The sequence below is a fragment of the Formosa undariae genome (genome assembly GCF_042427615.1).
Lineage (GTDB): Bacteria > Bacteroidota > Bacteroidia > Flavobacteriales > Flavobacteriaceae > Formosa > Formosa undariae.
In genome coordinates, this window is record NZ_JBHMEZ010000003.1 from 564,969 (window position 1) to 590,420 (window position 25,452).

26 protein-coding genes and 1 riboswitch are annotated in these 25,452 nt (G+C 34.1%); of the genes, 13 read left to right on the plus strand and 13 right to left on the minus strand.

Going from position 1 to position 25,452, the window contains the following annotated elements; translation table 11 throughout:
• Positions 1–2 precede the first annotated feature (2 nt).
• The 3 genes from ACFFVB_RS05930 to ACFFVB_RS05940 all read right to left on the minus strand — a co-directional run bounded on the left by ACFFVB_RS05930 (position 3) and on the right by ACFFVB_RS05940 (position 1,919).
• Entirely contained in the window at positions 3–854 is an 852-nt protein-coding gene (locus ACFFVB_RS05930; protein WP_382381794.1) for an ABC transporter ATP-binding protein, read from the minus strand.
• On the minus strand, positions 851–1,393 hold the full coding sequence (locus ACFFVB_RS05935; RefSeq protein ID WP_382381795.1) for a hypothetical protein: 543 nt from the start codon (positions 1,391–1,393) through the stop codon (positions 851–853). Before ACFFVB_RS05935 ends, ACFFVB_RS05930 begins: the two co-directional genes overlap by 4 nt.
• 106 nt (positions 1,394–1,499) lie before the next feature.
• Positions 1,500–1,919 carry a nucleoside-diphosphate kinase gene (locus ACFFVB_RS05940; RefSeq protein WP_382381796.1) on the minus strand — a complete coding sequence of 140 codons (420 nt, stop codon included), beginning with the start codon at positions 1,917–1,919 and terminating at the stop codon, positions 1,500–1,502.
• A gap of 86 nt (positions 1,920–2,005) precedes the next feature.
• Between ACFFVB_RS05940 and ACFFVB_RS05945 the strand changes: the two genes are divergently transcribed.
• Genes ACFFVB_RS05945 through ACFFVB_RS05955 form a run of 3 tightly spaced genes read left to right on the plus strand, consistent with a single transcriptional unit; the run spans position 2,006 to position 4,701 of the window.
• Complete coding sequence (locus ACFFVB_RS05945; protein WP_382381797.1) at positions 2,006–3,022, plus strand: DHH family phosphoesterase; 1,017 nt, start codon at positions 2,006–2,008, stop codon at positions 3,020–3,022.
• The gene (gene gldI, locus ACFFVB_RS05950) at positions 3,019–3,558 is read left to right on the plus strand and encodes a gliding motility-associated peptidyl-prolyl isomerase GldI (protein ID WP_382381798.1); all 540 of its coding nucleotides are present in this window, start codon (positions 3,019–3,021) and stop codon (positions 3,556–3,558) included. The genes ACFFVB_RS05945 and gldI overlap by 4 nt, the downstream gene beginning before the upstream one ends.
• A 30-nt stretch (positions 3,559–3,588) precedes the next feature.
• Positions 3,589–4,701: a peptidylprolyl isomerase gene (locus tag ACFFVB_RS05955; RefSeq protein ID WP_382381799.1), complete on the plus strand. Its 1,113-nt coding sequence runs from the start codon at positions 3,589–3,591 to the stop codon at positions 4,699–4,701.
• A gap of 63 nt (positions 4,702–4,764) precedes the next feature.
• Here the strand turns inward: ACFFVB_RS05955 and ACFFVB_RS05960 are convergent, their stop codons facing one another.
• Positions 4,765–6,225 (minus strand): aminoacyl-histidine dipeptidase, encoded by a 1,461-nt coding sequence (locus ACFFVB_RS05960; RefSeq protein WP_382381800.1) that lies wholly within the window; start codon positions 6,223–6,225, stop codon positions 4,765–4,767.
• Positions 6,226–6,300: 75 nt separating this feature from the next.
• Here ACFFVB_RS05960 and ACFFVB_RS05965 point away from each other — a divergent pair, with 75 nt between their 5' ends.
• Entirely contained in the window at positions 6,301–7,359 is a 1,059-nt protein-coding gene (locus ACFFVB_RS05965; protein WP_382381801.1) for a DUF3810 domain-containing protein, read from the plus strand.
• Positions 7,360–7,468: 109 nt separating this feature from the next.
• On the opposite strand, the gene ACFFVB_RS05970 is transcribed toward ACFFVB_RS05965, so the two are convergent.
• Positions 7,469–8,272: a hypothetical protein gene (locus ACFFVB_RS05970; RefSeq protein WP_382381802.1), complete on the minus strand. Its 804-nt coding sequence runs from the start codon at positions 8,270–8,272 to the stop codon at positions 7,469–7,471.
• Positions 8,273–8,356: 84 nt separating this feature from the next.
• Here ACFFVB_RS05970 and ACFFVB_RS05975 point away from each other — a divergent pair, with 84 nt between their 5' ends.
• The gene (locus ACFFVB_RS05975) at positions 8,357–9,151 is read left to right on the plus strand and encodes a TrmH family RNA methyltransferase (protein ID WP_382381803.1); all 795 of its coding nucleotides are present in this window, start codon (positions 8,357–8,359) and stop codon (positions 9,149–9,151) included.
• A 28-nt stretch (positions 9,152–9,179) separates the two neighbouring features.
• A complete protein-coding gene (locus tag ACFFVB_RS05980) occupies positions 9,180–10,415 on the plus strand; it encodes a M48 family metallopeptidase (protein ID WP_382381804.1) in 1,236 nt (411 codons plus the stop codon).
• A gap of 11 nt (positions 10,416–10,426) precedes the next feature.
• Here ACFFVB_RS05980 and cls read toward each other — a convergent pair whose 3' ends face one another.
• From cls to ACFFVB_RS05995, 3 genes are read right to left on the minus strand one after another with little or no spacing between them, the layout of a single operon-like run.
• Positions 10,427–11,884, minus strand: coding sequence for a cardiolipin synthase (gene cls, locus ACFFVB_RS05985; RefSeq protein ID WP_382381805.1), 1,458 nt, complete (start codon positions 11,882–11,884; stop codon positions 10,427–10,429).
• Between the two features lie 3 nt (positions 11,885–11,887).
• A complete protein-coding gene (locus tag ACFFVB_RS05990) occupies positions 11,888–13,132 on the minus strand; it encodes a glycosyltransferase (protein ID WP_382381806.1) in 1,245 nt (414 codons plus the stop codon).
• 3 nt (positions 13,133–13,135) lie between these two features.
• A complete protein-coding gene (locus ACFFVB_RS05995; RefSeq protein WP_382381807.1) occupies positions 13,136–13,609 on the minus strand; it encodes a heme-binding domain-containing protein in 474 nt (157 codons plus the stop codon).
• Between the two features lie 36 nt (positions 13,610–13,645).
• Here ACFFVB_RS05995 and ACFFVB_RS06000 point away from each other — a divergent pair, with 36 nt between their 5' ends.
• The 3 genes from ACFFVB_RS06000 to ACFFVB_RS06010 all read left to right on the plus strand — a co-directional run bounded on the left by ACFFVB_RS06000 (position 13,646) and on the right by ACFFVB_RS06010 (position 15,899).
• A complete protein-coding gene (locus tag ACFFVB_RS06000; RefSeq protein WP_382381808.1) occupies positions 13,646–14,215 on the plus strand; it encodes an adenylosuccinate lyase in 570 nt (189 codons plus the stop codon).
• A 113-nt stretch (positions 14,216–14,328) separates the two neighbouring features.
• Positions 14,329–15,672, plus strand: coding sequence for an adenylosuccinate lyase (gene purB / locus ACFFVB_RS06005; RefSeq protein WP_382381809.1), 1,344 nt, complete (start codon positions 14,329–14,331; stop codon positions 15,670–15,672).
• Positions 15,673–15,680: 8 nt separating this feature from the next.
• On the plus strand, positions 15,681–15,899 hold the full coding sequence (locus ACFFVB_RS06010) for a hypothetical protein (RefSeq protein WP_382381810.1): 219 nt from the start codon (positions 15,681–15,683) through the stop codon (positions 15,897–15,899).
• A gap of 49 nt (positions 15,900–15,948) precedes the next feature.
• Here ACFFVB_RS06010 and ACFFVB_RS06015 read toward each other — a convergent pair whose 3' ends face one another.
• The 4 genes from ACFFVB_RS06015 to ACFFVB_RS06030 form a co-directional block, all read right to left on the minus strand.
• Entirely contained in the window at positions 15,949–17,340 is a 1,392-nt protein-coding gene (locus ACFFVB_RS06015; RefSeq protein ID WP_382381811.1) for a DNA recombination protein RmuC, read from the minus strand.
• A gap of 75 nt (positions 17,341–17,415) precedes the next feature.
• A complete protein-coding gene (locus ACFFVB_RS06020; RefSeq protein ID WP_382381812.1) occupies positions 17,416–18,210 on the minus strand; it encodes an ABC transporter ATP-binding protein in 795 nt (264 codons plus the stop codon).
• 1 nt (position 18,211) lies between these two features.
• Positions 18,212–19,240: a FecCD family ABC transporter permease gene (locus ACFFVB_RS06025; RefSeq protein WP_382381813.1), complete on the minus strand. Its 1,029-nt coding sequence runs from the start codon at positions 19,238–19,240 to the stop codon at positions 18,212–18,214.
• Positions 19,241–20,395: an ABC transporter substrate-binding protein gene (locus ACFFVB_RS06030; protein ID WP_382381814.1), complete on the minus strand. Its 1,155-nt coding sequence runs from the start codon at positions 20,393–20,395 to the stop codon at positions 19,241–19,243.
• 204 nt (positions 20,396–20,599) lie between these two features.
• Positions 20,600–20,813, plus strand: a riboswitch (cobalamin riboswitch).
• A 29-nt stretch (positions 20,814–20,842) separates the two neighbouring features.
• Here ACFFVB_RS06030 and ACFFVB_RS06035 point away from each other — a divergent pair.
• From ACFFVB_RS06035 to ppnP, 3 genes are all read left to right on the plus strand, one after another.
• Positions 20,843–21,139: a hypothetical protein gene (locus ACFFVB_RS06035; protein WP_382381815.1), complete on the plus strand. Its 297-nt coding sequence runs from the start codon at positions 20,843–20,845 to the stop codon at positions 21,137–21,139.
• A 26-nt stretch (positions 21,140–21,165) separates the two neighbouring features.
• Positions 21,166–22,224, plus strand: coding sequence for a DUF5074 domain-containing protein (locus ACFFVB_RS06040; RefSeq protein ID WP_382381816.1), 1,059 nt, complete (start codon positions 21,166–21,168; stop codon positions 22,222–22,224).
• A gap of 158 nt (positions 22,225–22,382) precedes the next feature.
• On the plus strand, positions 22,383–22,664 hold the full coding sequence (gene ppnP, locus ACFFVB_RS06045; RefSeq protein ID WP_382381817.1) for a pyrimidine/purine nucleoside phosphorylase: 282 nt from the start codon (positions 22,383–22,385) through the stop codon (positions 22,662–22,664).
• Positions 22,665–22,777: 113 nt separating this feature from the next.
• Here the strand turns inward: ppnP and glyA are convergent, their stop codons facing one another.
• Positions 22,778–24,052 (minus strand): serine hydroxymethyltransferase, encoded by a 1,275-nt coding sequence (gene glyA / locus ACFFVB_RS06050; protein WP_382381818.1) that lies wholly within the window; start codon positions 24,050–24,052, stop codon positions 22,778–22,780.
• Between the two features lie 109 nt (positions 24,053–24,161).
• Here glyA and fahA point away from each other — a divergent pair, with 109 nt between their 5' ends.
• Entirely contained in the window at positions 24,162–25,451 is a 1,290-nt protein-coding gene (gene fahA / locus ACFFVB_RS06055; protein WP_382381819.1) for a fumarylacetoacetase, read from the plus strand.
• Position 25,452: the final 1 nt, after the last annotated feature.

Below are 25,452 nucleotides of genomic sequence, written 5' to 3' on the forward strand. Positions count from 1 at the left end.
ATTCAGGGGTATTGAAACAGTTTATCCATATCTAATTCAGGCACACAAGAAGTAATAAAAATTTTCTCCTCAGATAATTCCTGAATTAATTTAGGCACTTGATTTGTACTTACAGACACCTGCGCTATTTCTCCTTTAAATTTAACATCGTAACACTTTAAAGCTTCAGATAATTTTATATTAGGCGCACTAAAACTAAAGCTAGTGGTATTTTCTAAAATGATATCTTGAGCCGAACCAGATTTAATAATTTCACCTTCTTTAATCACATACAGTGTATTACATATTTTACTGAGCTCGTCAATAATATGAGACGAGATTAAGATGGCCAAATGCTGTTTCTCGGCTAAATCAATAATTAATTTTCGTAAGGCAGAAATCCCTAAAGGATCTAATCCTGAAAAGGGTTCGTCTAAAATTAAGCTTTTCGGGTTATTTAATAATGCAATGGCTATCCCCAAACGCTGCTTCATTCCCATAGAATAATTACGTACAGGATCTGTTCTATCTATAGGTAACCCTACTTGTTGCAATCGATTATAAATATCTGTAGCTGTCGGTTTTAAGCCTTGGCTTTTGCAAAATAGATTCAGGTTATCGTAGGCATTTAAATAGTCGTAAAGTGCTGGTTTCTCTACGATTCCTCCTATAGGTTTAATCCCTTGGGCCTTTAAATTAACACGTCCAGAATCAGGCTTAACTAATCCTAAAATTATTTTGAACAAAGTAGTTTTGCCTGCACCATTAGCCCCCAAAACACCACAAATATCGCCTGCTTTACATTGCATATTTACAGATTTTAACACCTGTAATTTACCGTACGATTTACATAAATCTGTTACTACTAACATCATGACGTTAACTTGGGTTGAAGTTCCTTAAAATTAAATTTAGACGTATAACTACGCTCTAAAAACGTACGCGACCAGAATGCTTTACGCAATAAAAACAAAGGGTCTTTAACCATAAAATACGGAATATAATGAAACCATTTTACGCCGTGTTGCTTATAGTAATGAGCAACTTTTTTTTCTATTCCCAATTCACTAGCTGCAACTAAAGCGGCTTCACGCTGACATTTAGAAATGATATAATTTGCTGCAATACGTTTTCTAAACCCATACTCGAAAAACTGATCTTTTGCCCGTTTATAATTCTGATAACGCGACCAGCCATCCATTAGCACTAAAAAGATATGGACAAATGAAAAAAGAAAACACCAAATCCAAAAGCCTTGGATCCATAAATTATCCTTTTGAAATGCGGCTTTAAGATATATCCAATACACCCAAGATTCTAAGATAAAGAGGAAAAGAGAATAGTACAACAACCGACCTACTCGTAAGTAAGAAATAAACGCACTAGGCTGTCTAGGTAGGTTTACAAATTCCATAATGGAAAAATAAATAAATCTTTAATAGATTCAAATTTTAAACTGTACTAAAATAAAAAAACCTGTAAAGAATTACAGGTTTTTAATATTTTATAGAGATTTTGTCTTAAAACATTTCTCTTCCAGAAAAATGGAACGCGCCTTCTATAGCAGCATTCTCATCACTATCACTACCATGCACAGCATTTTCTCCGATAGATGCAGCAAACAATTTACGAATTGTTCCTTCTGCAGCTTCAGCTGGATTAGTTGCACCAATAAGAGTTCTAAAGTCTTCAACTGCATTTTCTTTTTCTAAGATTGCAGCAACTATAGGTCCTCTAGTCATAAACTCAACTAATTCACCAAAGAAAGGTCTTTCATTATGTATTGCATAAAATTCTTGAGCATCTGCAATTGTCATTTGCGTTAATTTTAGTGCAACGATTCTAAATCCTGAAGCGTTGATCTTTTCTAAAATTGCGCCAATGTGTCCGTTTTCAACCGCATCCGGCTTAAGCATTGTAAAAGTTCTATTTGTTGCCATTCTTTTTATAAATTTGCTCCAAAAGTAATATATTTCTTAAGAAATACAATATAATCACATATTAAAAAATTGTATCTTCGCCCCTTATGACAACAGCAGAAATCACCCAAATAAAAGTACTTTTAAGTACACCAAAAAAAATAATTATTGTTCCTCATAAAAATCCAGATGGAGATGCTATGGGGTCTACCTTAGCATTATATCATTATTTAAAATCGGCTAATCACGATGCCATTGTTATGGCTCCAAATGATTATCCGCACTTTTTAAAATGGTTACCAGGAGATGAAACCGTCTTAAAACATGATGCAGAAACAGATCGTTGTAATGCTTTATTACAGGATGCAGATATTATATTTACATTAGATTTTAATGCATTACACCGTGTCGGGCACATGGGAGATTGTATTGGTGAAAGTCAAGCTATTAAAATCATGATCGACCACCACCAACAACCAGACGATTATGCAAAATTTGTATTTTCTGATGTTACTATGAGTTCTACCTGCGAAATGGTATACCTTTTTATAAAGATGCTGGGTGATGAAAATTTAGTAACTGCAGATATTGCAACTTGTTTATATACTGGAATTATGACTGATACCGGTTCTTTTAGATTCTCTTCAACAACAAGTCAGACGCATGAAATTGTAGGAAAACTAATTGCTTGTGGTGCTAATAACTCGGATATTCACAATGCCATTTACGATACCAATAGTTATGCTAAACTTCAACTTTTAGGTTGCGCTTTAAAAAATTTAAAAGTCATCCCGGAGTTAAGAACGGCATATATTACGCTATCTCAAGACGAATTAAACCAATTTGATTTTAAAAAAGGAGATACCGAAGGTTTTGTAAATTACGGTTTATCCTTAGATAATATTATTTTTGCAGCTATTTTTATAGAGCATAAAAAGGACAATATTATTAAAATATCGTTACGCTCTAAAGGCGATTTTTCCGTAAACGAATTCTCTAGACAATATTTTGAAGGCGGTGGACATACCAATGCTGCAGGCGGAAAAAGTGATCTAAGTTTAACTGAAACCGTTGAAAAATTTATTACTATATTACCAGACCATAAAAAGGAACTAATTTCATGAAAAAAATCGGATTGTGTTGCTTGGTAATTTTAAGTATACTAAGCTGTAAATCTCCAGAAGCAAGACGACCAATTTCTGTAAAAAGTGGGACGTTTGTAACGGAATCTGTAGAACGAAATATTAAATTATACGAAAACGAAAAAACACGTTTCCAAGATATTATGGATGCCAATCCGGACCAGACGTATTTAACATCTCAAAATGGATTTTGGTACACCTATAATACTAAAGTAGAAGCCGATTCTTTACCGAATCCAAGCTTTGGGGATCTAGTAAAATTCGATTATAACGTTAAAACTATAAATGGAGAATTAGTATATTCATTTTCAGAAACTAAGCCCGACAGCTACCTCGTTGATAAACAAGAGTTATTTACAGGTTTACGAGAAGGACTAAAATTAATGAAAGCTGGAGAAACGGCAACATTCTTGTTTCCTTCGGCAACTGCTTATGGCTATTATGGCGACCAAAATAAAATAAACACAAATACACCACTTATTTGTAAAGTAACAATTCATTCAATAACCGAAAATTAATTTCACACAATGACATTATTAAAACAATCAATGAAACTTTTTTTACTTGCCCTTTTGGTAAGTTTTACAGCATGCGATAATAAATACCCAGATTTAGAAGATGGGATGTATGCAGAAATTAACACTAACAAAGGAACCATGGTTGCTAACCTTGAGTTCGAAAAAACGCCAGTTACTGTAGCTAATTTTGTGTCTCTTGCAGAGGGAACAAATACTAAAGTAGACAGTGCTTTTGCTGGAAAAAGATATTACGACGGCCTTACTTTTCACCGTATAATCGATGGATTTATGATTCAAGGAGGTGATCCTACAGGAATGGGAAGTGGAGGTCCTGGTTACAGATTCGCAGACGAATTTAATGATAGTTTAAGACACAACAAACCAGGTATTTTATCTATGGCAAATGCCGGACCTGGCACTAATGGGAGTCAGTTTTTTATCACAGATCTTGCTACACCTAATTTAGATAATAGACATACTGTTTTTGGTGAATTGGTTTTAGGACAAGACGTTCAGGATTCTATTTCTAGTGTAGAAGTGGGTCCAGGCGACAAACCTGTAGAGGATGTAGTAATTACATCTGTAAACATTATTAGAAAAGGTTCTGCTGCCAAAAAATTCGATTCTAATGCAGTATTCTTAAATAGTTTTGCTGAAATTGAACGTAGAAAAGAGGAGGCTTTGGCTAATTTAGAACGAGAAAAAGAAGACTTTATTAAGGAAAATGAGTCTTTAAAAGGTGAAGTAAAAAAATTAGAAACAGGTGTTGTTATGATTTATACTGAGCGTGGAGAAGGAAACGTTACACCAACGAGTTCAGATCGTGTACTTATAAACTATGCTGGTTATTTTGAAAACGGTGAGTTATTTGATACTTCTATGCCAGAAATTGCTAAGAAATACGAAAAATACGAAGAACAACGTGATGCTCAAGGTGGTTACAAACCTTTCCCTATGATATATAGTGAACGTGCTGGATTAGTTCCTGGTTTTAGAGAAGCTATGTTAAACATGAATTTAGGAGATAAAGCTCGCGTATTTATTCCTTCTTACTTAGCATACGGAGAAAGAGGTGCACCTCCGGTAATTGCACCAAACACAAACTTAATTTTCGATCTAGAAATTGTAGGTTTAGCTGAATAACAGTTCACTTTAACACATAATAAAGCCGCTAATTATAGCGGCTTTTTTTATATATAATCTTATCTATTTTTTAGGAATCTCTTTTAAAATTTCAAGAACAAATTTCCAATATTTCTGAACTGAAGAAATACTAGCACGTTCGTCTGGAGAATGCGCTCCTTTAATGGTAGGTCCAAAACTAATCATTTCCATATCTGGATAATTAGTACCAATAATTCCACATTCTAATCCTGCGTGACAAGCAGCAACATGCGCTTTTTCACCGTACATTTTCTGGTAAGTCGCATCTAACACTTTTAAAATAGACGAATCCATATTTGGTGCCCATCCTGGATAATCTCCAGTACACTCCACTTCACACCCCGTTAATTCGAAAGCAGAACGTAATGTGTTTGCTAAATCCCATTTAGAACTATCTACCGAAGAACGCGTTAAACAGCCTACTTTAATATGTCCGTCTTTTACAAGTACGCGAGCAATATTATTAGACGTTTCAACCAATTCCGGAATATCTGCACTCATACGAAACACACCATTGTGTGCTGCATATAACGCTCTTGATAATCCTTCTTGTACACCTAAATCCATAATCGTTTCAGGTAATTCAACAGCTTCAACAGTTACCAATAAATCTGGTTCCATTGTTTTTAATTCCTCTTGGATTGTAGCACCCTGAAGTTTCATTTCTAACTCGAAAGCCGCTTGGTGAATCGCATCTACAGCGACAATAGCAAAACTTTCACGCGGGATAGCGTTACGTAAACTTCCACCGTCAATTTCAGAAATACGTAATCCGAAATTTTCAAAACCATCAAATAATAAGCGGTTTAAAATCTTATTCGAATTTCCTAAACCTTCATGAATTTGCATCCCTGAATGTCCCCCTTGTAAGCCGTTAACTGTAATTTTATATCCTAATTTAAATTCAGGAGTTTCTTCTACTTCATACGTTCTAGTTGCAGTAACATCGATTCCTCCGGCACAACCTACTCCAATTTCATCATCTTCTTCAGTATCTAAATTTAAAAGAATGTTTCCTTCCAAAACACCTCCTTTTAAACCTTGTGCACCTGTCATTCCGGTTTCTTCATCTATAGTAAATAACGCTTCAAGTGGCGGATGCGCAATCTCGTTACTTTCAAGAATAGCCATAATTGTAGCCACTCCTAAACCATTATCTGCTCCTAAAGTTGTACCATTTGCACGAACCCAATCTCCGTCTACTAACATCTCTATACCTTGAGTGGCAAAATCGAAAACCGTATCGTTATTTTTTTGATGAACCATATCTAAATGCGATTGCATTACAATAGGTGCTCTGTCTTCCATACCGGCACTTGCTGGCTTCTTAATAATTACATTTCCAACTTCATCTTCAATAGTTTCCAATCCTAAAGACGACCCAAAATCTTTCATAAAGGCAATCACTTGCTCTTCTTTTTTCGACGCTCTTGGTACAGCATTTAAATCTGCAAATTTGTTCCAAAGGGCTTTTGGTTCTAGCGCTCTTATTTCTGAATTCATAATTTCGTTTTATAATGTTACACAAAGGTACATATTAGCGCTCACCTATTACAAACATTTACTTATTTTTGAAGCATGTATAAAAACCCAAAAACATATCTAGCATTTTCTTTGCTTCCAGTATATTTTCTAGTAAAATTCTTATCGAATTACCCTGAAATCATAGAACATTATTATAGTAATGGGATCTATCCTATAATTTCTAAAACATTACGTTACGGCTTGGGCTGGATTCCGTTTTCATTTGGAGATTTAGTCTACGCATTTGGAATTATTTATATGGTAAGGTGGCTAATTGTAAATAGAAAAGGATTTTTTAGAAATACCCAAGAATGGCTTATCGATATCCTATCGACCGTGACCTTATTATATTTTGCATTTCATCTATTCTGGGGTATGAATTACTACAGATTACCGCTGCATCAGAATTTAAATTTAAAGGCCGATTATACAACAGAGCAACTTATTTCTGTAACTCAGGAATTAATAAAAAAAACCAATGCCCTACAGCTAGAAATCACTAAGAATGATACCATAAAAGTTGAAATGCCTTACAGTAAATCGGAAATTATGAAGCGTTCGGAATCTGGATACAAAAATCTAGAAGCACAATATCCACATTTAGCATATCAGCCTCGAAGTATTAAAAAGTCCTTGTTTAGTGTCCCTCTTACCTATATGGGATTTAGCGGATATTTGAATCCGTTGACCAATGAAGCACAAGTAGATTATTTAATTCCGAGCTATAAATTCCCAACAACTTCTGCTCATGAAATGGCACATCAATTGGGTTATGCTGCCGAAAATGAAGCTAATTTCATAGGGTGCTTAGCAACAATAAACAACGATGATATTTATATGAAATACTCCGGATACGCATTCGGATTACGCCACTGTTTAAATGAAATTTACCGTCGCGACCCTGCTCAATATGAAATTTTAGTAGACACAGTAAATAAGGGTACTTTAAAGAATTACGACGAAACACGTGTCTTTTGGGAAAGCTATCAAAATCCTTTAGAACCCCTTTTTAAGATGACCTATAACTCTTATTTAGAAGCTAATAATCAGCAAGGTGGTATGGAAAGTTATAGTTATATCGTGGCCCTTTTGGTTAATTATTTTAATAAATAAAACGGTATAACACAAAAAATGTTAACAGCGGTATATGAAGTACGCTGTTAACATTTTAAATCTATAGTTTTCTAAAGGCTCTAAATGACTCTAGAAATTTATAAGTAAATTATTCTACAATTTCAGCACCTTCAGGAGCCTCATAAAACGAAGCATCTTGCTTGTCTTTAGATAGTTTTATATCAGAAAACTTCACTTCATTTCTCACTTCTACAGGTTGGCCTTCAACCACTTTATACCATTGTATCGCTTTTGGCAATTTCACGCCATTTACGTCTTCCCAATCTCCATATTTTATATAACTGAACTTTTTACTTTTCTCCTTAGCAAAAAAGGTCATGGTATATGCTAACCAAGCCATTTCATTTGTCTTGGCGTCATAATATAAAATGTATTCATCATCTGGCGACTCGCCTACTCCTGCTCCGTAAGAAATTTGAATTCCAGGATATTCTACACCTTCAAAAAGTAATGGTTCCGCGTCACTGTATGTAATTCCATCATCCGATAAAACAAAAGGCATCGCATAGAAATAGAACATTAAATTATAATAAAATTTAGGCTTCCCTCTGTAAGCTGTGGTATCTTTAGAGTGCAACCACACGTCTTTCCCATTAAAACCTAAAGTGTGGTTTGGCATATCAATATGTGCTTTTCTACGTTTTAAATCAGTAGTTGTAACTTCAGGTCCTGTTGGTTTTTCCATGGTAAATGCTAAAGTTTGCATAGCATTCCAAGTGGCTATACCACCATGTGCTTCAAACACTTTTGCGATGCTCTCAGGATAGCTTTTGGCTACTGCTTTTTGAGTTGCGACATCTTCTACAGGCAGCTGTTCTGTCGTTTTCTTTTCTGATGATTGTTTACATGATGCAAACGCAACAAGTAATAAAAGTAGTAAAGTATTTTTCATGTGTTTTATAATGATTTATGGTCTTTGACGAATTGAAAAGGTATTAATTACAGCTAAAACAATTACTTTTGTTTTTTTTAGGTTATGAAAGAAATTACAAGCACTCAAAATAGTTACATCAAGCAGTTGGTTCAATTAAAAGAAAAGTCTCGAGACCGCAAGAAATCAGGAATGTTCTTAATTGAAGGTCAGCGTGAAATTTCACTTGCATTAAAAGGTCAGTACACCATAGACACCCTTTTATATTGTAACGATTATATTGAAAATATTCAAATTGAATCCTTAACATCGACGGACACCGAGATTATTGAAGTCTCTAAAGATGTCTACCAAAAATTAGCCTATCGCGATACCACTGAAGGTGTACTTGCTGTAGCAAAAACAAAAACTTTAGAATTATCTGATTTGACTTTCGATAAACCAAATCCCTTAATTTTAATTGCTGAAGCTCCAGAAAAACCAGGAAACATAGGTGCTTTACTAAGAACTGCCGATGCTGCAAACGTTGATGCTTTTATTATTGCTAACCCTAAAACGGATTTGTACAATCCTAATATTATCCGTTCTAGTGTAGGTTGTGTATTTACAAATCAGGTTGCTTCTGGAACAACAGACGATATTATTTCGTTTTTAAAATCGAAAGGCATCCATATATTTTGTGCTGCATTACAAGCTTCAAAACCGTATCACACCCAAGATTTCACAACGGCTACAGCTTTAGTGGTTGGTACTGAAGCTACTGGATTAAGTCAGGAATGGCGAAATCATGCCACTCAAAACATCATTATTCCAATGCAGGGCGAAATCGATTCTATGAACGTCTCTGTAGCTGCCGGAATCTTAGTTTTCGAAGCTAAGCGTCAGCGTCAATTTGCTTAATTTTTCAGTTAAATTCCCATTTCATTTTATGACTTCTACTACGCTTTTCTATATCATAATTGCCATCATTATAATCGATTTTATAATCGATAAAGTTTTGGATGCATTAAACGCAAAGCATTTTAAGGATGCTTTACCAACGGAATTACAAGATGTTTACGACGACGAAGCGTATAAAAAATCACAACGTTATAAGGCGACAAATTATAAGTTCGGATTATTAACATCTACATTTTCCATCGTTCTAACTTTATCCTTTTTGTTTTTGGATGGCTTTGAATACGTAGATAATATTGCAAGAAGTTTCAGTGACAATTCTATTGTTATTGCAATTATATTCTTCGGAATAATAATGATGGGAAGCGACATATTAACCACACCTTTTAATTACTATCAGACTTTTGTGATTGAAGCACAATTCGGGTTTAACAAAACCACTAAGACCACTTTTTTAATCGACAAAATAAAAGGCTGGCTAATGTTGGCTGTAATTGGCGGTGGAATTTTAGCTCTTATTATCTGGTTTTACGATATAGCAGGCGAACAGTTCTGGCTTTATGCCTGGGCATTAATTGCCGTATTTAGCCTACTAATGAATATGTTTTATGCTAAATTAATTGTGCCTCTTTTTAATAAACAAACACCTTTAGAAAACGGGAGTTTAAGAGATAAAATCTCTACATATGCAAAAACCGTAGGTTTTAAATTAGATAACATTTTTGTGATTGATGGCTCTAAGCGAAGTACAAAAGCAAATGCCTATTTCTCGGGATTTGGGAGTGAGAAACGCGTGACATTATACGATACCTTAATTAAGGATTTAAGCGAAAATGAAATTGTAGCGGTACTAGCTCATGAAGTTGGACATTATAAAAAGAAACATATTATTTTTAATCTTGTAGCTTCTATTTTACTAACAGGAGTAACACTTTTTGTGTTATCGCTATTCATTTCAAACCCTTTATTATCGAATGCTATTGGAGTTGAAATTCCGAGTTTCCATGTCGGTTTAATCGCTTTTGGGTTACTTTATAGTCCGATAAGTGAATTGACAAGTTTAGTGATGAATCTCTTCTCTAGAACGTTTGAATATCAAGCAGACGATTATGCAAAAAACACGTATAATCCAACCGACTTAATATCGTCTCTTAAGAAATTATCAAAAACAAGTTTAAGTAATTTAACACCACATCCGGCGTACGTATTTATGCATTATTCGCATCCTACATTATTCAGTAGAATTCAGAATTTAAAGCGTAAATAGATTCCTTAAGTTTACAATAAAGGCGATAATAAACGCGCTATTTTTTCTGACAGTTCATGATACCAAGACCGTTCCATCCAACGTTCTAAATCAATTTCATCGGCATCATTTAAATCGTTATAAAAGGCATCTTTAAGTTGCTTATTTATATCTCTATCGTATACAATGGCGTTCACTTCGAAATTTAAATCGAAACTACGCATATCCATATTTGCAGATCCTACAATGGCTATTTCATTATCTATTGTCGTTGTTTTGGAATGTATAAAGCCTTTTGTATAGCGATATATTTGTACCCCTGACTCCAGTAATTCTGTATAATAAGAGCTCGCTGCAGCATTTACAATTCTAGAATCGGAAACACGAGGCACCAATAATTTTACCTTCACCCCACTCATTGCAGCAATACATAAGGCATCCATAATACTTTCGTTAGGCACAAAATAAGGTGTCGTAATAAGTATTTCTTCTTGTGCTAAACTAATCGCTTGTAACAACGAATATAAAATTGTTGGCGAAGGAGAATCGGGTCCGCTAGCTGCAATTTGAACGGCAACATTACTTGTCGTTTTAAAAGTATCTAAATTAGGAAAAAAATGATCTTCGGGCTCTAGCTCACAATCTGCACAAAAATTCCAATCGCATAAAAACAGGTATTGAAGGTACCAAACTGCAGGCCCTTGAATTTTTAAATGCGTATCTCTCCAAAAAGGGAATATACTCGTCTTAATATCATTTGTATACCTATCACTCACATTTATACCGCCTACAAACCCAACACGACCATCGATAACAATAATTTTTCTATGGTTTCGATAATTCATGCGGTTCGCTAAATAAATCAGTTTAATTTTATAAAACGGATACGCTTCTATACCAGCTTCTCGCAAGCGATACACCAAACTTTTACGAATTGAACTACTTCCATAATCATCGTACATAAATTTTACTTGTACACCTTCCTTAGCTTTTTTAATTAGAAGTGCTTCAATTTTACGACCAATAATGTCTTCCGTAAACACATAATACTCAATATGAATATGGTGCTTTGCGGCTTCTAGAGCTTTAAAAACTTCAGGAAATTTTTGTTCTCCATTAATTAATAAATCAACTTCATTTTTATTAGTTAACGGACTAGAAATATCCTTAAACAGCAAACGGATTAACTTTTTATTAGACTCTAAAAGCGCTCCTTTATTTTTTATAATTTGTTTTGCATAATGCTGCAATTGAATTTCTAACTTTTCTTCAAATTGAATATTTATAAAAAGTTTTTTACTGTATATTTTTCTATTTCTATAATTTACTCCAAATGAAAAGTAAAAAATGATCCCAAAAAATGGAACAAAAATAACTAACAACAAATACGACAGCGTTTTGGAAATGTGATTGGTATCGTAAATAACACGCAAGCACACTATGGGAACGATAATCCCATATGTGATTTTTAAAATTAAAGTCCAATCCATATATTATGTACTGCTATTGTGTTTGTTTTTTTCTTCAATCCATCGAGACATAAACTTTGTACTCTGCATGCTATGATGTTGTAATAATGTTCCTGTGAAATTATGTAAGCGATGTGATTGTAAATGCTTTTGAAGGGACGCTATACGCAATAAAAATTGTTGTTGAAAGTACAACTTATTAAAACGCAAATTATAACTATTAAATCCGAAGTCCTGTTTTTTATTCCAATGGGCTTCATTTGTATATAACTCGGAAGTTTTCAAGACAAAGTCGTCTACATTATCGGCTATAAAACCATTAGGCTCTAATGTACCAAACATACCTTCTGCTGCGATTGAAGACATGGCACAAGGCGTTCCGTTAGACATAGCATCTACCAATTTCCCTTTTAATCCGGCTCCAAAAACGAGAGGTGCAATACAAACTTTAGCCTGTCTCATCACTTCGTTTACATCTTGGGCAAAACCTTTTATAAAAAAACGATCTTTAGGCTGATGTAGCTGATTTACTTTTTGAGAGGCATAGGATCCATAAATATGAAGCTCTGCTTTTGGTAATTTTGTTTTTATAAGCGGCCAAAGTGTTTGCTTTAAATACAACACGGATTGGTAATTGGGTTCGTGTAAAAAATTTCCGATCGTTACGAAATGCTCGCGCTCCTGAAAAGTGGGTAAATTTTTCTGATCTGCTTCAGAAATCGGGTCCAGCATAAATGGCAAATACAATAATAAATTTTCGGGCACATTAAATTTTTGAGTTAAAATCTCAATTTCAACTTCAGAAATCATAACGCTTACATCGCACCTGTAAATACTTGCAATTTCACGTTTAGCAAAATCATTAAATAAATAGTCGTCGTTAAATTCAACGTTGTCTTTATACGCTTGCTGCCTTCCTTTTCGAAGACAATGTAAATCTTCGGTATCTAGAATTTTCAATGCATCTGGACAATGTTCTGTTACACGCCAACCAAATTGTTCCTCCATTAAAAAACGATCGAAAAGCACAATATTTGGTTGTAATTCGTTTAAAAACACATCGAAACTTGAGTTGTTTAATTCAATAGTTATCTCATTTATTCCTAGAGTTTTTAAGTCCGCTGCTTGCTCACTTTTACTACTTGGGCTAGCAAAAGTTATTCGGAAATTTTGTAATTGAAACGCTTCAATAAGTTGCATCATTCTGCTTCCTGCGGCAGACGATTTTGGCTCTGGCCATACAAAACCAATAATTAATACATTTGTCATAGGTTATTGTGGCTTCGGTAACAAGGTCAGTTTAATACGCACATGTTCTGCCCATTCTATTAGAGATGCAATATCGGCATCAGATAATTTCGCTTCCGAATGTGCTAAAGTATAAGACTCTAACGGCATCTCTTTAGCTTCAACCATTTCAATTAATTCTTCAATTTTATGATCTTTTTTCTTTATAGAATAACTCTCCCATTTACTCACATTGAAGTGTTTTTTTCCATCGTCTACATGTTCTGCCATCCAATAATTTACGGGCGTAATATTACTGTACCAAGGGTATCTTGTATGGCTACTATGGCAATCGTAACACGATTCTTCCAGAATAAGTTTAACAGCTTCTGGAGGATTTGTTTCTTCAAGAAAGGGTTCTATAGACGTTAAGTCTCCTATATTTTGTTCTGGTTTAAAAAACTGAGCAATTACAAATACCACTAAAATTAGCAGTAATATTTTATTAAGACCTTTCATTTATTTAAATTTAGTAATTAAAAATATAACAAATAAGTGACTACAACACAACTTTACGAACAATTAAATGATGTTGACCACTCACGTGAAAAGCGGGTACGGTACACTCAACTTATTTTAGATGCCCCGTCATTAATTGATAATTTACTAGATATCCTATTTATGGTAGACGATAAATTATCATGTCGTGCTGGATGGGTTTTAGAATTTGTTTGTAAAAAAAATTTACTCATCCTACTTCCTTATTTAGATAAATTCACATCTAGCATTCACCTTGTACATTTAGATCCCGCGGTTAGACCCGTTGCAAAAATATGTGAATATTTGGCGGAAAAAATTAATATACCGGAAAATAGCTTATTACAGTTTATGTTTTCAAAGCAACACAAAGATCGTATAATTTCGGTATGTTTTGATTATATGATTAATAACCAAAAAGTAGCTACAAAAGCCTATGCCATGTGGACTTTATATGTGTTAGGAAAGGAATTTCCATGGATTCATCCCGAATTAGCCGTTATTTTAGAGCGCGACTTCCTTAGCCAAAGCGCAGCCTATAGAGCTAGAGCCCGCAAAATTTTAAAACATATAAATTCTAAAAAATAAGACCTTCAAACTATTAATATTCCTATGAAATATTTAACGAAATCCTTTTATAATATCTCATAAAATAGGCTCTGAAATGCTTATATTTGGCCTTTTAAAAAAATTCACAACACATGTCTATATCAACACTTAATGCGATCTCGCCAATTGATGGTCGTTACAGAAGCAAAACAAGTTCTTTAGCTCCTTATTTTTCTGAAGAAGCTTTAATAAAATATAGAGTTCAAGTAGAAATCGAATATTTTATTGCCCTTTGCGAAATTCCGTTACCACAACTTAAAGATTTCAACACTAGTCTTTTTGGTGATTTACGTGAGATTTACAAATCATTTTCTACAGAAGATGCTTTAGCGATTAAGAAAATTGAAAGTGTTACCAACCACGACGTAAAAGCGGTAGAATATTTTATAAAAGAAAAGTTCGATGCTTTAAACATTTCAGAATTTAAAGAATTTATCCACTTCGGATTAACATCTCAGGACATTAACAATACAGCAGTTCCTTTAAGTATTAAGGAAGCTTTACTTGAGGTATATTTACCAAAATTTAATGTTCTTAAAGACAAATTACAAGAATTAGCTAGCGAATGGAGCGATGTGCCAATGTTGGCAAGAACTCACGGCCAGCCAGCATCTCCAACACGTTTAGGAAAAGAAATAGACGTTTTTGTTGTCCGTTTAAACGAGCAATTTAGATTATTAGAAACAGTGCCTCATGCTGCTAAATTTGGTGGAGCAACAGGAAATTACAATGCACATTTTGTAGCATATAAAAATATCGATTGGAAAGCATTCGGAAGTAAATTTGTACAAGACATTTTAGGGTTACACCATTCGTTCCCTACAACACAAATTGAACATTACGACCATATGGCTGCTTTGTTCGATAACTTAAAGCGTATCAATAACATTCTTATCGATTTAGATCGCGATGTTTGGACCTACGTCTCTATGGATTATTTTAAACAACGTATTAAAGCTGGTGAAGTTGGAAGTTCTGCAATGCCACATAAAGTAAATCCTATCGATTTTGAAAATAGTGAAGGAAACTTAGGAATGGCAAATGCCCTTTTTGAATACCTTGCTTCAAAATTACCTGTTTCAAGATTACAACGTGATTTAACAGATAGTACTGTTTTAAGAAATGTTGGTGTGCCTTTCGGACATACATTAATTGGTTTCGAATCGACTTTAAAAGGGTTGAATAAATTACTTATTAATAAAGATAAATTTGCACAAGATTTAGAGAACAATTGGCCAGTAGTTGCTGAAGCGATTCAAACCATTTTACGTCGCGAAGCTTATCCTAATCCTTATGAAGCTTTAAAAGGTTTAACGCGTACAAATGAAAAAATAAACCAATTGTCTATCTCAAATTTTATTGATACCTTAGAAGTATCTGCCGAAATTAAAGAAGAATTAAAGGCAATAACTCCTAGTAACTATACAGGGATTTAAAAATTAATATGTTTTCAGATAAAACGTCGTTTATACTAGCTATTTCAGTCTCTCTGACTTTTTCAATTGCAGGAATGCTAGATATTTTAGACAACCTTGTTGTGGCATCTGTAATAATTATAGCATTTATGCTCGTTGTAATCAATTTGTTTATACGGGATAAAGCACCAATTAAAGCAGCCCCTAAAAAGGAAGATATTATCAAAAAGAATGTAGACGAGTCTTAAACATTAAGACACCTAAATATACTAAAGCAGCTTTTTTAAGCTGCTTTTTTTATTCCTCTTCATCGCTTAAAGCGCGTTTTAAAATGGCTTCTGGCAAACTCTTTTTCGAAGTCGCTCCCATCTTTTTTAACTTCTGAACTCTAGAAATTAAATTTCCACGACCATCAAATAATTTATTCATAGCCGAGGAATAATCCTTCTTAGCATCATCTATTTTCTTACCAACACCCGTTAAATCCTTTAATAAACCATCGAATTTATCATATAAAGCGCCAGCCTGATTAGCAATTTCTTTGGCATTACGTTGTTGCTTTTCGTTATTCCACATGGTGTCTACGGTGCGCAATGTAGCCAATAAAGTCGCGGGAGTTACAATCACAATATTCTTCTCGAACGCCCGATTATAAAGTGAATTATCTTCGTTAATAGCCACTGCAAAAGCAGGTTCTATAGGGATAAAAAGTAACACAAAATCTGGAGATTCCATAGCGTACAAATCTTGATAGTTTTTGGCAGAAAGCTGATCGACATGTCTACGGATTGAATTAACATGCGCTTTTAAATACAAAGCGCGATCATCTTCTTCTGCATTTACAAAACGTTCGTAATCGGTTAGAGAGACTTTACTATCTATAATCATTCGCTTATTATCTGGCAAGTTTAAAACCACATCGGGCAACACTCGCGTGCCGTCGGGACGCGTAAAATGTTGTTGCACAAAATATTCTCTATCTTTCTCTAAGCCTGATTTTTCTAATACACGTTCCAAAACCAATTCCCCCCAATTTCCTTGCATCTTACTGTCTCCCTTTAAAGCTCTAGTTAAATTGGTTGCCTCTTTTGTCATTTGAACATTCAGATCTTTAAGTCCCAATAATTGTTCTTTTAAAGCAGAATGCATGCCAATACTTTCCTTCTGAGATTCTTCTACACGTTTTTCAAAACCTTGAATTTTTTCATGCAACGGATTTAAAATCAGCTTTAAATTTTCTTTATTCTGATGTGTAAATTTCTCTGATTTTTCTTCTAGGATCTTACTTGCCATCAATTCAAAATCCTTTCGAAGCTGTTCTTGTTGTTTTACGACATCTTTTTCTCGCAATAAATTTTGTTGCTGAAGGTTTTCAAATTCTGAATTTCTACGCGTTAATTCTGTATTTAAAAACTCTTTTTCTCTACGGATGTCTTCGCGATCACCTTCAATTTTTGAAATATTCTTTTGAAGCGTCTCTAACTGAACTTTAAAAGCCTCGTCTTGCTTCAAGTTTTGAGACAATGTATCTTTTTTATATTCAGAAAACTGCTGAAGCAATTGCGCATAGCGTTCTTCTATCCGACTATACTCGCCTTTGCTTTTTAGTTTAGAAATTGTAAACCCGATAACCATTCCTACAAGAGCAGAAACGCCTATTGATGCCAATAATATAATAGTATCGTTCATGAAATTATTTTGAAATGACTCAAATATAGTCGTTTTTAATCGAAGGAAAAGAATGCAGAGACTAAGATTTAAACCTTATTTATTCACACGAAAACTTCCCGTTTCCGGATCAAACTGAATTAAATCATCGGGAAATAAAGTACTAAACACACCCTGCTGAATTAAATTACATGGCGCATCTGAAACCACATTTTCAGGTGTCATGACAATCATTTTATCGCAAAGCTGAATCGCTAAATCTATTTCGTGAGACGAAAACAATATGGTCTTCCCTGTTTCTTTTGCTAATTTTTGAAGTAATTTTAAAGTATATGCTTTGTGATACATATCTAAATGTGTCGTTGGCTCGTCTAAAATAATTAAATCAGTATCTTGAGCTAGTGCTCTTGAAATCATAACTTTTTGAAGCTGCCCATCACTTAGTTCAAAACATTTTTTATGTTTTAAATCTTCAATATTTGTAAGTTGCAAAGCGTGCATTACTTTCTCCAAATCTAAATCGGATAACGTTCCAATCCAATTGGTATAGGGCTGTCTTCCTAATGCAACCAACTCGAAAACGGATAAGTTCTTAGAGGTTATTTTTTCTGTAAACACGATGCTTAACACTTGCGCCAACTCTAAAGCGTCATAAATAGTGACATCTTTATTATTTATAAAAACCTGACCGCTTAACGCAGGCTGTGTATTCGTTAAAGTCCGCAACATGGTAGATTTTCCAATTCCGTTTCCTCCAACCAATCCAATCAATTCTCCTTTTCCTAAAGCAATATTAATATCCTTAGAAATAGTATGATCTCTATGTTTAGAACGGTAACCGATAGATAAATCTTCAGTTTTTAAAATGATATGTTTGCTATTTCCCGTCATCTTAAAACATCAAATTTCGTTTTCTAACCAATAGCCATATCACAATTGGAGCACCAACCAAAGACGTAATGGCGTTAATAGGTAAGGTATAATCGCTATTCGGAATCTGAGCAATGGTATCACAGATTAACATGATAATTCCTCCTAATAGCACTACTGCAGGTAATAATATTTTATGATTAGACGTATTAAAAACCAGACGTGTTAAGTGAGGAATCGCAAGTCCGATAAAAGCAATTGGACCAGCAAAAGCCGTAATGGTTCCTGCTAATAAACTGGTGGCTAAAATAATAAACAATCGGCTTCGCTTTAAATTTAAGCCTAAACTTTTAGCATAATTATCACCTAATAACAACGTATTTAGTGCTTTTATTGATGCTAAACTCAGTACCAACCCAACACCATAAATCGATGCAAAAACACCTAATTCTAGCCATGATAAATTTCCCAAACTACCAAAGCCCCAAAACACATAGCGCTGTAATTGTTCGGCCGAACTAAAATAAGACAGAACTCCTACAATAGCACCGGTTATACTCGCAAACATGAGTCCGATAATTAAAATAGCCATAGTATCTCGCACTCTAGATGACACTAACAATACGGATAAAAGCACTAAGAAACTTCCTAAACTCGCTGCAATTACAACGCTCCATTTAGAAATTAATAATACGGCAAAAGCACCACCAAAAAGCCCTGAGCCTAAAATCACTAAGGCCACTCCTAAACTAGCGCCAGAACTTATTCCCAAAACAAAAGGTCCTGCTAAAGGATTTCTAAATAAGGTTTGCATTAAAAGTCCTGAAACCCCTAAACCAGATCCTACTAATATGGCTGTAATTGCTTTTGGCAACCTATAATTTTGAATGATATAACCCCAAGACTCATTCGTCGAATTTCCAAAAACACTATCAAAAACTCCATGTAGCGGAATAGAAACTGACCCCAAACTAATATTTATAAAAAAACAACATAGTAATAGCCCAATAAGCACTAAAAACGCGGTTCTATATGTCTGCTGATTTGGCAATTAATTTAACTTTTTAAAGAAGAATAATTTATGATCTTGAAGGAGTTCTGGATGGCAAATTTTAATTAAATCTTTCAGAACTAAATCGGGTCTAGACTGCCCTAATTCATAATACAGTACACCTCCTGTTGCTCCTGTGGTATTAGACATAGAATAGACATGTTTCTGTTTAAAAGCATCAAATTTTGTGTAATGCACATTCGCCTTTTCAAGTTCTTTTAAACTCCCGTAAATTGAAGGGTTAATCCAAATGTCGCCCATTTTAGCTTTATTAAAAACCGTTTCGAAGTTTAGTGCTAAACTTCCCGAGCCTTGCGTATTTTTCCAAAGATAATTGGCATTTGCATCTTTTAAAAGCTGTGCTTCTGAGCTGGTGCCATTTGGCATATACCAAACATCTTTATACATGGCTCCACTAAATACACTAGGTCTATTTTCTACATTTTTGGCTAACGTTTTAGCCATTACATATTCCGTTTCAATACTATTATAAACGGCTTCTGCTTTATCTTCTTTATTAAACAGCACACCAAAAAACTTAATCCATTCGGCTTTTGCCAATGGCGTTTCTTCGACCCAATCCCCGTTATAAATAACTGGAATATTTGCTTTTTTAACGGTTTCCATAGAACTATTATTCCCATCTACGCCAAAAGCGATCACAACTTCTGGTCGCAATTCTAAAAGTACTTCTGTATTTACCCCTTCGTTTTTGCCAAGCTCACGAATTTCTTTATTATCAATTCGTGTTCTATTTTTTTCTGAAGACACATATTGTGTTCCTGGAAATCCAACTAATTTTTCATCTTCACCTAATAATTCTAAGCCAGGCAAATGCGTTGTCGATGTCACTACAATGCGCTCTATTGGGATAGGAATTATAGACTCGAAATCGTCTGCATTCAAATCTACAATATCCATCTGGTCCTTATCGACTAAAGCAAATTTATAACTCTTGTCTGCTTTTGGCCATGGACTATAAATTTCTAAAACCTTATAATTTTTAAACGTTTTAACCGAAAAGCCTTTAGCATGCTTTAAAGATAAATCTATACTTTGTTCTTGTATTTCTTTGACTGCTTTTGCGTCGTTTTTACAACTAAAAGCGAACACAAAGAGTAGAATAACTAAAAATTTTAACTGAAAAGGTTTCATTTAATTCAATTTTGAAAAGTGTGAATTATAATATTCAAAACGAATTAATACACACCTCAATTTAATATAAAGACACTTCAAATGTAAGCATATAAATTTCAGACGAAATAAATATTTTAATTTTTTAGTAGAAATAACACCCATAATACTGAAACTTCTTTACGAAAAAAATGGGATTTATATTTTAGTAGAAATAAAAACATTAGTTTTGAACCGAATTTTGGTTCATATCATTTAAAATGATGGATTAAAAGGGAATTGAGTGTAAATCTCGAACTGTTCCCGCAACTGTAATCTTAGTTTTGCTTTGCAAAATGCTTGTTATTAAAACTCTAATACACCACTGATTTTAATTTAAAATTGGGAAGGTAATTAACAAGACGAGAGTCAGGAGACCTGCCAAATTCAGCTAAACTAATTGACTTTCGGGCAAAGAGTCTTAACTATATGAAAGAAAAACGAATACTCTATTTTTTATTTTTTGCATGCGTTCTAACACAGTCTTTTGTGTTAAGCGATTCTATTCAGAAATTAGACACCATTCTAACTTCTGCCAATTCGCAATTAAATACGTATTGTACATCCCCTATTTATTCGAAAGAGCATGGATTAGGTAAGGCAACTAGCGCTTATTTTCGAGATACGACAGGGATTAAGAACGGTGTAAATTTAGACTTAAAATCAAAAAAATCCTGTCATTCCCATATTAAGAAGCAACAGGACGGCATAACTAAAATTACTTAAAACATTAATATATAATTAATTAAACTATGAAAAAGATAAACAAATTTTTAGTACTAGCTCTTGCGAGCACTGCTTTTTTAAGCTCATGTAGTAATGACGACGATGCAACTCCAGACCTTCCTAAAGGAGATTACGACACTGGATATTTTGTATTAAACGAAGGGAATGCTAACCCTGCAACAGCAAGTATTTCTTTTATTGGAAACGACGGTACGATGGAAGACGACGTTTACAGAACTGTAAATCCAACGTCTCCAGAAACGGGTACATATTTACAAAGTATGTTTTTTGATGACTATAATGCTTACATTATTTCTGGAAATGCAGACCAAATTACTGTTGTAGATCGTTACACTTTTGAATACAAGACTACAATTTCTACCGATTTTGAAAATCCTAGATACGGTGCTATTGCAAACGGAAAAGCCTATGTTACAAATTCTGCTGGATGGGAATTAGGATCTGCAGATGATTTTGTTACTGTAATAAATTTATCAGATTATTCTACATCTACTTTTGCAATGGAAAATGCAGAAAAAGTTATGGAAGAAGATGATATGATCTATTTTGCTAATGGATATTATGGTAGCGGACAAACTATTACTGTTTTAAATCCTAGTACAGATGCAACGACAATTATTGATTTAGGTGATGGAAATTCTCCTAATTCTATAGTTGAGGAAGATGACAATCTATACGTATTGACAACTAATTTTGCTGGTACACCAAATATTTTTGAGATTAGCACAGCTTCAAACACAATTACAAATACTATTGATTTATCAGGGGTGGTTACAAGTCCTAGGCTATTAAATATTGAAGATGATATTATGTATTTTACAGATGCAACATCTGTATATAAATTAGATATTAATGGTACAACACCTTCTAAAGTATTAGAATATACATCGACTTCTCTGTATGGTGCTATGTATAGTTTTACTGTAGAAGACGATAAGATTTACATTACAGATGGTGGCGATTTTGCTTCTGGAGGAACAGCTTACGAATACTCATTAACAGGATCTCTATTAAATACTTATATTGTTGGTGTAGGTCCAAACGGATTATATTTCAACGATTAATACCCCAAATGTATCATTAACCAAGAGAAATCGTCTAGAAAGAAATTTTTAGGCGATTTTTTATTTTCTGTCGGTATGGAATTTTTAGGGTTTATGGCTTCTTACTTGTCCTTTAAAAAGCATTGTTATACTTTTAACCTTCATTAAAACCAAATATTATGATATCAAGCAACACCTATTTTGAAGGTAATGTAAAATCTTTAGGCTATCAATCGGCAACTGGAGCATCGACTTTAGGCGTTATGGAAGCAGGAACCTACGAATTTGCCACCGACAAACATGAAACTATGAATGTTATAGAAGGTACAATGACCGTATTATTACCAGAATCTAGCAATTGGGAAACCTTTAAAGCAGGAGAATCTTATCAGATAGAAGCGAATAAAACCTTTCAAGTTAAGGTATCTGAGCAAACCTCTTATTTATGTCAGTATGAATAATAAGGTATTAGATAATTAAATACGATTACGATTCTCTTTTCGAAAATAGAAAATACTTAAAAAATAAAAAGGCTGCCAATTGGCAGCCTTTTTTAATATCTATAGTTTATAAACTAAAATACAAATAATGGTCTATCGGCCATAAGTGCATTCACTTTAGTTCCAACAGCAGCTAAAATAGCTTCGTCTTCTAAGTTTACAATAACCTCATCGACTAAATCAACGATAGTTTGCATATCGCTTTCTTTTAATCCACGTGTTGTAATTGCAGCAGCTCCAATACGAATACCAGAAGTTACAAATGGTGATTTATCATCGAAAGGTACCATGTTTTTGTTTACAGTAATGTCTGCTTTTACTAAAGCTTCTTCTGCCTGTTTTCCAGAAACATCTTTATTTCTTAAATCGATAAGCATCATATGGTTATCTGTTCCTCCAGAAATAATGTTATACCCTTTTGCCACAAAAGCGTCAGCCATAGCCGATGCATTTTTCTTAACTTGTAACATATACGTAAGGTAATTATCTGTAAGTGCTTCACCAAAAGCAATGGCTTTAGCAGCAATAATATGCTCTAATGGTCCACCTTGGTTTCCTGGGAATACAGCAGAATCGAATAAAGAAGACATTTTTCTTTTGTTTCCGTTTTTAAGTGTAATTCCGAAAGGGTTATCGAAATCTTCACCCATCATAATCATTCCACCTCTTGGACCTCTTAAGGTTTTATGCGTTGTAGTTGTTACAACGTGACAATGAGGAATTGGATCATTTAAAATTCCTTTAGCAATTAAACCTGCAGGGTGAGAAATATCGGCCATTAAAATAGCACCAACACTATCAGCAATAACACGGAAACGTTTAAAATCGATATCACGTGAATATGCTGAAGCTCCAGCAATTATTAATTTTGGTTGCTCTTTAGTTGCAACCTCTTGAATCTTATCGTAATTTAAAACTCCTGTTTCTTGGTCTACACCATAAAAAGAAGGATTATATAATTTTCCAGAAAAATTTACTGGAGAACCATGAGTTAAATGTCCACCGTGAGATAAATCGAAACCTAAAATTTTATCTCCTGGATTTAAACATGCTGCAAAAACAGCAGTGTTTGCCTGACTTCCTGAGTGTGGCTGAACGTTAACATAAGCTGCTCCAAAAAGTGCTTTTGCACGATCGATAGCGATTTGTTCTACTTCATCTACAATCTCGCAACCGCCATAATAGCGCTTACCAGGATATCCTTCGGCATATTTATTTGTTAAAACAGATCCTGCAGCTTCCATAACTTGGTCGCTTACAAAGTTTTCAGAAGCAATTAACTCTAAACCATGTAGTTGGCGTTGTTTTTCTGCTTCAATTAATTCAAAAATTTGTTCGTCGCGTTGCATAATTATATTTATCGTTAAAAATTACTCAAAAATAGGAAATAGATTAGTTAAATACATCAAAAAACATATATTTGAATATAATTTATTAAACAAACTTTAAAACAACGTTATGCAAATATCAGCCAACAATCCAGGTCGTAAGACATGGCTACATGTCGATAAAAATTCGGATTTTCCTATTCAAAACATTCCTTTCGGCGTATTTCTTACCCGCGACGACATTATTACTATAGGAACTAGAATTGGAGATACAGCGATCGATTTAGGTGCTTTGCATCAATTAGGGTATTTTAGCGACATTCCTTTAACAGACGATATATTTCTTCAGGATACTTTAAACGACTTTATTGCCGACGGTAGAAAAACGTGGCGTGCAGTTCGTAGTAGAATTGCTGATATTTTTGATGCTGATAACGAGTCTTTAAAAAATAATAAACAACATAAGGAAGTTGTATTGTTTCGTTTAGATGAAATTGAAATGCAACTACCAATACAAATTGGAGATTTCACAGATTTTTACTCTAGTAAAGAACACGCTACCAATCTTGGAGCGATGTTTAGAGATGAAGAACATGCGTTGTTACCAAATTGGTTACACATACCAGTGGGTTACCACGGAAGAAGTTCGTCTATAATTCCTTCTGGAATTCCGATACATAGACCTCAGGGACAAACATTACCTTCTGATGCTAACGAGCCTGTTTTTGGGCCTTCACAATTAGTAGATTTCGAATTAGAGATGGGATTTATTACTACTGATGCTAACGATTTAGGGGAACCAATTCCTGTAAATGAAGCTGAAGAATATATTTTTGGTTTAGTCTTATTTAACGACTGGAGTGCTAGAGATATCCAAAGTTGGGAATATGCACCTCTAGGTCCATTTTTATCTAAAAACTTTGCGTCTTCTATGTCACCGTGGATAGTGACTTTAGATGCTTTAGAGCCTTATAGAGTTCAAGGTCCTAAACCGATTAAAGCACAAATGCCTTATTTACAAACTAAAGGAAAGAAGAGTTTCGACATTAATTTAGAAGTAGCGATTCAACCTAGAAAAGAAAAAGAAACAGTGGTTTGTCGTTCAAATTTCAAACATTTGTATTGGAATATGTCTCAGCAACTGGCTCATCATACTATTAATGGATGTCCTGTAAACTCTGGTGATTTAATGGGAAGTGGAACCATTTCAGGTCCAACCCCAGAATCCTTGGCTTCAATGTTAGAAATAACTTGGAAAGGAACTAAACCTATCACTTTAAAAGATGGAACTGAGCGTAAATTTATTAATGATCACGATACTGTAGTGATGAGAGGATATTGTGAAAACGATGGTACTCGAATTGGTTTTGGAGAAGTTAAAACAGAATTACTTCCTGTTTTCATTCCGAAGAAAAAATAAA

Coding starts and splice junctions, on each gene's coding strand:
- ACFFVB_RS05930 (WP_382381794.1), bottom strand. CDS start 854: ATGATGTTAGTAGTAACAGATTTATGTAAATCGTACGGTAAATTACAG.
- ACFFVB_RS05935 (WP_382381795.1), bottom strand. CDS start 1,393: ATGGAATTTGTAAACCTACCTAGACAGCCTAGTGCGTTTATTTCTTAC.
- ACFFVB_RS05940 (WP_382381796.1), bottom strand. CDS start 1,919: ATGGCAACAAATAGAACTTTTACAATGCTTAAGCCGGATGCGGTTGAA.
- ACFFVB_RS05945 (WP_382381797.1), top strand. CDS start 2,006: ATGACAACAGCAGAAATCACCCAAATAAAAGTACTTTTAAGTACACCA.
- gldI (WP_382381798.1), top strand. CDS start 3,019: ATGAAAAAAATCGGATTGTGTTGCTTGGTAATTTTAAGTATACTAAGC.
- ACFFVB_RS05955 (WP_382381799.1), top strand. CDS start 3,589: ATGAAACTTTTTTTACTTGCCCTTTTGGTAAGTTTTACAGCATGCGAT.
- ACFFVB_RS05960 (WP_382381800.1), bottom strand. CDS start 6,225: ATGAATTCAGAAATAAGAGCGCTAGAACCAAAAGCCCTTTGGAACAAA.
- ACFFVB_RS05965 (WP_382381801.1), top strand. CDS start 6,301: ATGTATAAAAACCCAAAAACATATCTAGCATTTTCTTTGCTTCCAGTA.
- ACFFVB_RS05970 (WP_382381802.1), bottom strand. CDS start 8,272: ATGAAAAATACTTTACTACTTTTATTACTTGTTGCGTTTGCATCATGT.
- ACFFVB_RS05975 (WP_382381803.1), top strand. CDS start 8,357: ATGAAAGAAATTACAAGCACTCAAAATAGTTACATCAAGCAGTTGGTT.
- ACFFVB_RS05980 (WP_382381804.1), top strand. CDS start 9,180: ATGACTTCTACTACGCTTTTCTATATCATAATTGCCATCATTATAATC.
- cls (WP_382381805.1), bottom strand. CDS start 11,884: ATGGATTGGACTTTAATTTTAAAAATCACATATGGGATTATCGTTCCC.
- ACFFVB_RS05990 (WP_382381806.1), bottom strand. CDS start 13,132: ATGACAAATGTATTAATTATTGGTTTTGTATGGCCAGAGCCAAAATCG.
- ACFFVB_RS05995 (WP_382381807.1), bottom strand. CDS start 13,609: ATGAAAGGTCTTAATAAAATATTACTGCTAATTTTAGTGGTATTTGTA.
- purB (WP_382381809.1), top strand. CDS start 14,329: ATGTCTATATCAACACTTAATGCGATCTCGCCAATTGATGGTCGTTAC.
- ACFFVB_RS06010 (WP_382381810.1), top strand. CDS start 15,681: ATGTTTTCAGATAAAACGTCGTTTATACTAGCTATTTCAGTCTCTCTG.
- ACFFVB_RS06015 (WP_382381811.1), bottom strand. CDS start 17,340: ATGAACGATACTATTATATTATTGGCATCAATAGGCGTTTCTGCTCTT.
- ACFFVB_RS06020 (WP_382381812.1), bottom strand. CDS start 18,210: ATGACGGGAAATAGCAAACATATCATTTTAAAAACTGAAGATTTATCT.
- ACFFVB_RS06030 (WP_382381814.1), bottom strand. CDS start 20,395: ATGAAACCTTTTCAGTTAAAATTTTTAGTTATTCTACTCTTTGTGTTC.
- ACFFVB_RS06035 (WP_382381815.1), top strand. CDS start 20,843: ATGAAAGAAAAACGAATACTCTATTTTTTATTTTTTGCATGCGTTCTA.
- ACFFVB_RS06040 (WP_382381816.1), top strand. CDS start 21,166: ATGAAAAAGATAAACAAATTTTTAGTACTAGCTCTTGCGAGCACTGCT.
- ppnP (WP_382381817.1), top strand. CDS start 22,383: ATGATATCAAGCAACACCTATTTTGAAGGTAATGTAAAATCTTTAGGC.
- glyA (WP_382381818.1), bottom strand. CDS start 24,052: ATGCAACGCGACGAACAAATTTTTGAATTAATTGAAGCAGAAAAACAA.
- fahA (WP_382381819.1), top strand. CDS start 24,162: ATGCAAATATCAGCCAACAATCCAGGTCGTAAGACATGGCTACATGTC.